This is a genomic window from Bradyrhizobium sp. (genome assembly GCF_049581145.1).
GTDB lineage: Bacteria > Pseudomonadota > Alphaproteobacteria > Rhizobiales > Xanthobacteraceae > Bradyrhizobium.
The window spans coordinates 1-7722 of record NZ_JBAURI010000651.1 but is presented as its reverse complement, the minus strand read 5'-3'; the positions used below and the strand labels follow the sequence as shown (position 1 = coordinate 7722).

Sequence of the window (7722 nt, the reverse complement as noted above, 5' to 3'; positions counted from 1 at the left end):
CGTTCTTGAACTCCTCATCCTCGACCGCGAGGAATTTGGCGCCGAGACTTTCGACCTGTTCCTTCGTGGCAGGCCGCACGTCGGTCGCGGTGACGACCGCGCCAAGCCGGCGTGCGGTCGCGATCGCCTGCAAGCCCGCGACGCCGACGCCCATCACGAACACCTTCGCGGCGGGCACGGTGCCGGCCGCGGTCATCATCATCGGAAAGGCGCGGCCGAAGGCTTCCGCCGCCTCGATCACCGCGCGGTAGCCGGCGAGATTGGCCTGGCTCGAAAGCACGTCCATCACCTGGGCGCGGGTGATGCGGGGCATCAATTCCATCGCGAACGCCGAGATACCCGCGTCCGCCATCGCCTTCAGCGCGGCATCGTTGCCATAGGGGTCCATGATCGCAATGACCAGCGCACCGCGCTTGTAGTTGGCAAGATCGGCGGCTTCCGGCCGTTTCACCTTGATGATGATGTCGGCGTCCTTGACCGCATCCGCGGCCACCGTGGCGCCGACCGCGGTAAATTCGGCATCCGGCAGCCCTGACTTGATGCCCGCCCCCGGCTCGACCGCGACATCAAAGCCGAGCGCCTTGAATTTCTTCACGGTATCCGGCGACGCCGCCACCCGCGGCTCGGAGGGATCGATTTCCTTGGCGACGGCAATCTTCATGAGGCCTCCGGCGGGCAGACTGCGCGCATTGTGAGACTAGCGCCATTTCCGCGAAGATGGATACCGATCTTGCGACCGGGGGTTGGCGATTTGGAGATATGACCGCGCGAGCGCGCGGCTGGAGCGGATCAGAGCAGGAAAATCGCCATCAGGATCAGGAGCAGCGCGACGGATGCCGTGCCGAACTTCACGAGCCTGATGAAACCTTCATAAGTCTGCTCGTGCGCTTGATAATCGTTACCATCAGCGGTCGTATAAGCCACTTCGCTATGCTCAGCCATCGATGTCCCCAGTCAGCGTCCCTTACTTCCAGCTTGGAATTAGCGCAATCCCAACGGCAGGGCAACGGCAGCAGGCGGTTTCCAATCGAGGTGTGTCGCTTCAGCCGGCCGATCAGGCAGGCCAATTGTCGCGGATCCAGCGGATGAGGCTTTCTTCGCTGACCTCGCCGGCAGCCAGCGAGATAATCATGGCTGCAGCATCCGCCTCGGGTACATCGAAATCGATGCCGTTTACACCGAGAAAAGTATCCAGCGCGAGCAGAGCGGTCCGCTTGTTGCCGTCCACGAATGGGTGGTTGCGCGCCAAGCCAAAGGCATAGGCAGCCGCCAATTGGGGCAGTTCAGCGTTTTCGTCGGACCGCTTGTTCTTCGGCCGGTCGAGCGCTAACTCGAGCATGCCTTCATCGCGTAAACCGCTCGCGCCACCATGGATCGCAAGCTGTTCGTCGTGAAATGCAACGACCATTTGGCGCGTGAGCCAAAACGGCTCACTCATTTGGCGAGTTCGGCCAGCGCATTGCGATAGCGCTTCATGCCGCGCCGCGCGACTTCCATCGCCTTTTCAAAATCCGGGTCATGGGGGGTCAATCGAAAACCGCCATCGGGGGTCAGCGTCGCACAAAGCCTATCGCCAACGCTGACATGCATGCGCGCCAGCACCTCCTTCGAGAGGATGATTCCCGACGAGTTTCCAATCTTCTTGATCTCGACGGTTCCGATCACTTGGCCGCGGGCGTCCGGTGCGATTTTCGATTGGTCGCTCATGCTAAAAAGCTCCGTTATACGAAATGTATAACACGGCGCTTCAACCCGTTCAACAAATGTTTTACGGCCCACCGTCAGCTCAGCCCATCGTCTCCAGTTCGTCGATCATGCCGGCGATGACCGACAACCCGCCGTCCCAGAATTTCGGGTCCTTGGCGTCGAGCCCGAACGGCTTCAGCAGCTCCGAATAATGCTTGGTGCCGCCCGCGGCCAGCATCGCGAGATAGCGCTCGGCAAACCCCTCGGAGGCATGTTCGTAGACCGCGTAGAGCGAGTTCACCAGGCAATCGCCGAACGCATAGGCGTAGACATAGAAGGGAGAATGGATGAAGTGCGGGATGTACATCCAGAAGTTCTCATAGCCCGGCTTGATGTCGATCGCCGGGCCCAGGCTCTCGGTCTGCACGCCAAGCCAGATCTCGCCGATCCGCTCGGCGGTCAATTCGCCGTTCTTGCGCTCGGTATGGACCGCGCGCTCGAACGAATAGAACGCGATCTGCCGCACCACGGTGTTGATCATGTCCTCGACCTTGCCGGCCAGCAGCGCCTGGCGCTGCCTGGCGTTCCTGGTCTGCGACAACAATCGCTTGAAGGTCAGCATCTCGCCGAACACGCTGGCGGTCTCGGCCAGCGTCAGCGGCGTTGGCGCCATCAGCGCGCCGTTCTTCGCCGCCAGCACCTGATGCACGCCATGACCCAGTTCATGCGCGAGTGTCATCACGTCGCGCGGCTTGCCCTGGTAATTCATCAGCACGTAAGGGTGCGCCGAGGGCGTGGTCGGATGCGAGAACGCTCCCGGCGCCTTGCCGGGCCGCACCGGCGCGTCGATCCAGCGCTGGCTGAAGAATTGCTCGGCGATCCCGGCCATCTCAGGCGAGAATCCGCGGTACGCCGTCAGCACCATGTTCTGCGCGTCGCGCCAGTCGATGCTGCCTGTGGCAGCAAACGGCAGCGGCGCGTTGCGATCCCAATGCGCGAGCTTCTTCTTCTTGAACCAGCGCGCCTTCAGCGCGTAATAGCGATGCGACAGTTTTGGATAGGCCGCGCGCACCGAGGCGACCAGCGCATCGACCACCTCGCGTTCGACACGGTTGTTGAGGTGGCGCGAATCGGCGACGTCCTGAAAGCCGCGCCAACGGTCGGATATCTCCTTGTCCTTTGCGAGCGTGTTGGTAATCAGCGCGAAGGTCCGCTCGTTGGCCTTGAAGGTCCTGGCCAGCGCGTCCGCCGCCGCCTTGCGCTTCTCCGCAGCACGATCCTGCAGCAGATTGAGGGTCGGCTCGATTGCAAGCTCTTTGCCGGCGACCTTGAAACGCAACGTGGAGATGGTCTGATCGAACAGACGGTTCCAGGCGGAATAGCCGCTTTGGGCCTTCTCATGGAACAACTGCTCAACGCGGTCTTCGAGCTGATAAGGCTTGTCCTTGCGCAGATCCTCGATCCAGGGCCGAAAGTGTCCGAGTTCCGCGGCCTGCATCGCGCCTTCGATCACGCCGTCGTCGATCCGATTGAGTTCGAGCGGAAAGAACAGCAGATGGGTCGAGGCGGCCGTCAGCCGCTCGGAAATGTCGCCGTAGAATTTGGAAATCGACGGATCGACGCTGTCGCCGGCGTGAACGAGGCCGGCAAAGGATCCGAGTCGGCCCGCAAGATCGTCGATCGCCTCGTAGCGCTTGATGGCCTCCGCAAGCCATGGCCCGCCGTCGCCGCGCGCGCTGTGTTCCGCGAGCTTGCCCTTGTAGTCCGTCTCAAACGCGGCGCATTCGGCATCCATCTTGTGCAGGTCGCGCGCGATTTCCGGCGCGTCGATTCCGGAATACAGATCGGCAAGATTCCATTCCGGCAGTTTGCCCGTCCTGCTCGCGGTTCCGGATCCGGTCGCGGACTTCGCGGGCTTGGCGGCAGACTTGGCTGAAGATTTGGTCGAAGGCTTGGCCGCGGATTTCATCGAGTTCGGCTTGCGGAGAGCGGAGGTGGAACGTGGGGGCATCTTGGTGGAAACCTGTGTTCGGGCTTGCGCGAAATTTTTTCGGGGCGGCAAGGCTTAAGGGTGCGTTAATCGGCATCGGCGAGATTGCCCCGATTCGAGACAGATAGTCCTAGTGCGGGGATAACACCATGGCTGCCAGTATTTTGATTGCCGACGACGATCCGGTACAGCGTCGACTGGTCGAAAATATGGTGCAGAAATGCGGCTATGAGACGGTCGTCGTCGATAGCGGCGATGCGGTGATCGCCAAATTATCCGGGTCCGGCGCGGTTTCTGTCGACGCCATCGTGCTTGATCTCGTCATGCCGGGGCTCGACGGCCTCGGCGTCCTCGCCAATATCCGCGAAGCAGGCCTCGACATTCCCGTCATCGTACAGACCGCCCACGGCGGCATCGACAATGTGGTGTCGGCGATGCGCGCGGGCGCCCTCGATTTCGTGGTCAAGCCGGTCGGCATGGAACGGCTGCAGGTCTCGCTGCGCAACGCGCTCAACACCTCGGCGCTGAAAGGCGAATTGCAGCGCATCCGCCACAGCCGCGAGGGCCGGCTGAGCTTTTCCGACATCATTACCCGCAGCGAAGCCATGGCCGGCGTGATGCGCACGGCGCAGAAGGCCGCCGCGTCCTCGATCCCGGTGCTGATCGAAGGCGAGTCCGGCGTCGGCAAGGAATTGTTCGCCCGCGCCATTCACGGCAGCGGCGAGCGCAAGTCAAAACCGTTCGTGGCGGTCAACTGCGGCGCGATCCCCGACAATCTCCTGGAGTCGATCCTGTTCGGCCACGAAAAGGGCGCCTTCACCGGTGCGACCGAGCGTCATATGGGCAAATTCGTCGAGGCCTCCGGTGGTACCCTGTTTCTCGACGAGGTCTCGGAACTGCCGCTGACCGCCCAGGTAAAGCTGTTGCGGGCGCTGCAGGAGGGCGCGGTCGAGGCCGTCGGTGGCCGCAAGCCGGTCAAGGTCGACGTCCGTATCATTTCGGCTACCAACCGCAAATTGCTCGATCGCGTCAAAGGCGGGTATTTCCGGGAGGATCTGTTCTACCGCCTGCACGTGCTGCCGGTGACGATTCCTCCGCTTCGCGTCCGCCGCGAGGACATTCCGCATCTGCTCCGCCACTTCCTGGCACGGTTCGGAGCCGAAGAGAGCCGCACCATCACCGGAATTACCGGCGAGGCGATGGCGCATCTTTCGCAGTTGGATTGGCCCGGCAACATCCGTCAGCTCGAAAACGCGGTCTATCGTGCCGTCGTCATGAGCGAAGGCGACCAATTGGGACTGGCGGACTTTCCGATCATTTCGGCGCAGTCGACGGTCCCATCCGATGTGCCGGCGGAGCCGCTCGTGGTTTCGCCCGCACTGCATCCGACGTCGCCCTCGATCGTTTCCGGCAATGAAATACCGATTGCCCCCCTCCCCGCCAGCGGCATGCTTGCCATGCTCACCAGCGCAGGCGAAATGCGCCCGTTGGAGGAGATGGAGCATGAGATCATTCGCTTTGCGATCTCCCATTATCGCGGACAGATGTCAGAGGTTGCGCGGCGCCTCAAGATCGGCCGCTCGACGCTTTATCGCAAGCTCGACGAAGCCTCCGCCGACGGTCCTGCCTCCGATCGCGCCGAGGATGCAGGCTGATGTTACCAATTGCGGCAACCGGATATCTTGACGGCCCCGACGCCGGCAAAAACGCCGCAAACGCGGGCTATTTCAGAACCATCGAACCGTGTCCCGCGGGTGACAGACAAAGATAAACGCACGTGGCAAAAGCGCATGTTCCGTCTGTTTTCTTGTCAGTTTGTCGTGAGAGGCCTCGGTGGCGCTGGCTGCAGCCGCCAAGCCTATGTATCGTCGATGAATCAATCGTGGCGTGCCGATGTTTTTTGGCCTTCGCGGACCGGCTCTAGCGAATGCTGACGGAAGATGACCCAACAAGTGGCCCAGGCCGGGGCACATTCACCCAAGGGGTGCAACCGATGCGAGACTGTTTGAGCAACCGTGGCGGATTTGACCGCGTCCTGATGGCCGTCGCGGCAACCTTCCTCACGGTCTCCGCGACCGCGGCACTGGCCCAGAGCGACCAGGCCCGCGGCAGCGCCGCGGAAATGGCGATCGATGCCGCGATCCCGCGTCCCGAACCGGCAAACGTGCCGCCGCCCACCGCCAGCGATTTCAAGGCCGAGACCACCGCATCGGTGCCCGCAGCGACCAAGGCGGAGGCCCCCGTCATACCGGACAGCAAACCGGTCGATCTGACTGCCACGCCGGCTACGCAGCCGACCGACACGCCGAAAAACACGCCCAACACCGATACCGCGACGAGCGAAATGCCGAAGGGCGAGGCCCCGAAGAGCGACGATGCCGCCGCCCCAAGCGCGCCGGCCTCAACGGCGGTGGCGCCGAGCCCAGCAGCGCCCGCGGCAGCTTCCGTGACACCGGCCGCCGGACAGCCTGCACAGGAGCCGGTCAAGGCCGCAAGTTCGCTGCCGGCGGCGGATCAGCCGGTCGCCGACAAGATCAAGGAACTCCTGGCCGGCAAGACGCCGCATTATTTCGAGCGCAAGGCCGAGCGGGCTGCGGTCGAGAAGTTCTATGGTGCCCATGAATTTGCGCCGCTCTGGACCCAGGCCGGAGGGCTGACCGACAACGCCAGGGGCGCCATCGCCCGTCTGAAGGACGCGGCCTCAGACGGCCTCAATGCCGCCGACTATCCGGTGCCGGATTTCGCGGCCGCGACCACGCCGGACGCGCTCGCCGAAGCCGACCTGAAATTGAGCAACAGCGTGCTCGACTATGCGCGCCAGGCACAAAGTGGGCGGATGCACTACTCGCAGGTCTCGGGCGATATCCAGTATCCGGACCACCCGACCGATCCGACCGAGGTGCTCACCAACATCACGACCGCCAAGGACGCCTCGACCGCGCTCGACAGCTACAACCCGCCGCAAAAACTCTATCAGGAGCTGAAAAAGAAGCTTTCCGAATTGCGCGGCGGAAGCGACGTCGCGATGCTCCGGATCGGCGACGGGCCGGTGCTGAAATACACGCCGTCACACAACAAGAAGCAGCCGGCGGTCGCCGTGGAAGATTCGCGCGTGCCGCAGCTGCGCGTCAAGCTCGGCATGACCGAGAACGCCGATGACGATCACTACGATGCCAAGGTCGCCGACGCCGTGGAGCGGTTCCAGGAGGGCGCCGATCTCAGGCCGACCGGCATTCTCGACGAGCGGACCGTCGCTGCGCTGAACAGTCCGAAGCGTGACAAGCAGATCGACACCGTGGTCGTCAACATGGAGCGCTGGCGCTGGCTGCCGCGCGACCTCGGCGCACCCGCGATCGGCGACGCCTATGTGATCCTCAACATCCCCGACTATACGCTGAAGGTGATGCAGCATGGCGTCCAGGTCTGGACCACCCGTGTGGTGACCGGAAAGCCGGGCATTCACGCCACTCCGCTGCTGAGTGAGACCATGAAGTTCATCACGGTCAATCCGACCTGGAACGTGCCGCCCTCGATCATCTACAATGAGTATCTGCCGGCGCTGCAGCAGGACCCGACCGTGCTGGACCGCATGGGGCTGAAGCTCGATCGCGCCCGCGACGGCTCGATCCACATTTCGCAGCCGCCGGGCGATGCCAACGCGCTCGGCCGCGTCCGTTTCAATTTCCCGAACAAATTCCTGGTGTACCAGCACGATACGCCGGACAAATATCTGTTCGCGAAGAGCGAGCGCGCCTATAGCCACGGCTGCATGCGGGTGCAGTACCCGGATCAATACGCGTCCGTGCTGCTCAACATGACGCTGCCGAACGAGCACTACACGCCGGAGAAGATCCGCAGCATGTATGGCTCGAGCGAGATCGACCTGAAATTCCCGACCCCGATCCCGGTCAACATCACCTACCAGACCGCGTTCGTGGATGACGCCGGCAAGTTGCAGTTCCGCAAGGACGTCTACGGCCGCGACGCGGAGATGATCGCAATGCTCAGGGGCGCCCACGGCAAGGATCTGGAGAATGTGGTTGCGC

6 protein-coding genes and 1 pseudogene are annotated in these 7722 nt (G+C 62.8%); 2 read left to right on the top strand and 5 right to left on the bottom strand.

The window, feature by feature from the left end:
* The 5 genes and pseudogenes from WCB02_RS21500 to WCB02_RS21480 form a co-directional block, all read right to left on the bottom strand.
* Window positions 1-661: pseudogene (locus WCB02_RS21500) on the bottom strand (NAD(P)(+) transhydrogenase (Re/Si-specific) subunit alpha); the annotation flags it as partial.
* Between the two features lie 128 nt (window positions 662-789).
* A complete protein-coding gene (locus WCB02_RS21495; RefSeq protein ID WP_423961216.1) occupies window positions 790-942 on the bottom strand; it encodes an aa3-type cytochrome c oxidase subunit IV in 153 nt (50 codons plus the stop codon).
* 112 nt (window positions 943-1054) lie between these two features.
* Window positions 1055-1438: a type II toxin-antitoxin system death-on-curing family toxin gene (locus WCB02_RS21490; protein ID WP_423961214.1), complete on the bottom strand. Its 384-nt coding sequence runs from the start codon at window positions 1436-1438 to the stop codon at window positions 1055-1057.
* Complete coding sequence (locus tag WCB02_RS21485; protein ID WP_423961218.1) at window positions 1435-1707, bottom strand: AbrB family transcriptional regulator; 273 nt, start codon at window positions 1705-1707, stop codon at window positions 1435-1437. The genes WCB02_RS21490 and WCB02_RS21485 overlap by 4 nt, the downstream gene beginning before the upstream one ends.
* 79 nt (window positions 1708-1786) lie before the next feature.
* Window positions 1787-3697: a M3 family oligoendopeptidase gene (locus WCB02_RS21480; RefSeq protein ID WP_423961211.1), complete on the bottom strand. Its 1911-nt coding sequence runs from the start codon at window positions 3695-3697 to the stop codon at window positions 1787-1789.
* A 128-nt stretch (window positions 3698-3825) separates the two neighbouring features.
* On the opposite strand from WCB02_RS21480, the gene WCB02_RS21475 reads away from it, so the two are divergent.
* Window positions 3826-5331: a sigma-54-dependent transcriptional regulator gene (locus WCB02_RS21475; RefSeq protein ID WP_423961209.1), complete on the top strand. Its 1506-nt coding sequence runs from the start codon at window positions 3826-3828 to the stop codon at window positions 5329-5331.
* Window positions 5332-5669: 338 nt separating this feature from the next.
* Window positions 5670-7722, top strand: a 2053-nt coding sequence (locus WCB02_RS21470) for a L,D-transpeptidase family protein (RefSeq protein WP_423961208.1), incomplete at its 3' end; no start/stop codon positions are given.

Coding starts and splice junctions, on each gene's coding strand:
- WCB02_RS21480 (WP_423961211.1), bottom strand. CDS start 3,697: ATGCCCCCACGTTCCACCTCCGCTCTCCGCAAGCCGAACTCGATGAAA.
- WCB02_RS21495 (WP_423961216.1), bottom strand. CDS start 942: ATGGCTGAGCATAGCGAAGTGGCTTATACGACCGCTGATGGTAACGAT.
- WCB02_RS21475 (WP_423961209.1), top strand. CDS start 3,826: ATGGCTGCCAGTATTTTGATTGCCGACGACGATCCGGTACAGCGTCGA.
- WCB02_RS21490 (WP_423961214.1), bottom strand. CDS start 1,438: ATGAGTGAGCCGTTTTGGCTCACGCGCCAAATGGTCGTTGCATTTCAC.
- WCB02_RS21485 (WP_423961218.1), bottom strand. CDS start 1,707: ATGAGCGACCAATCGAAAATCGCACCGGACGCCCGCGGCCAAGTGATC.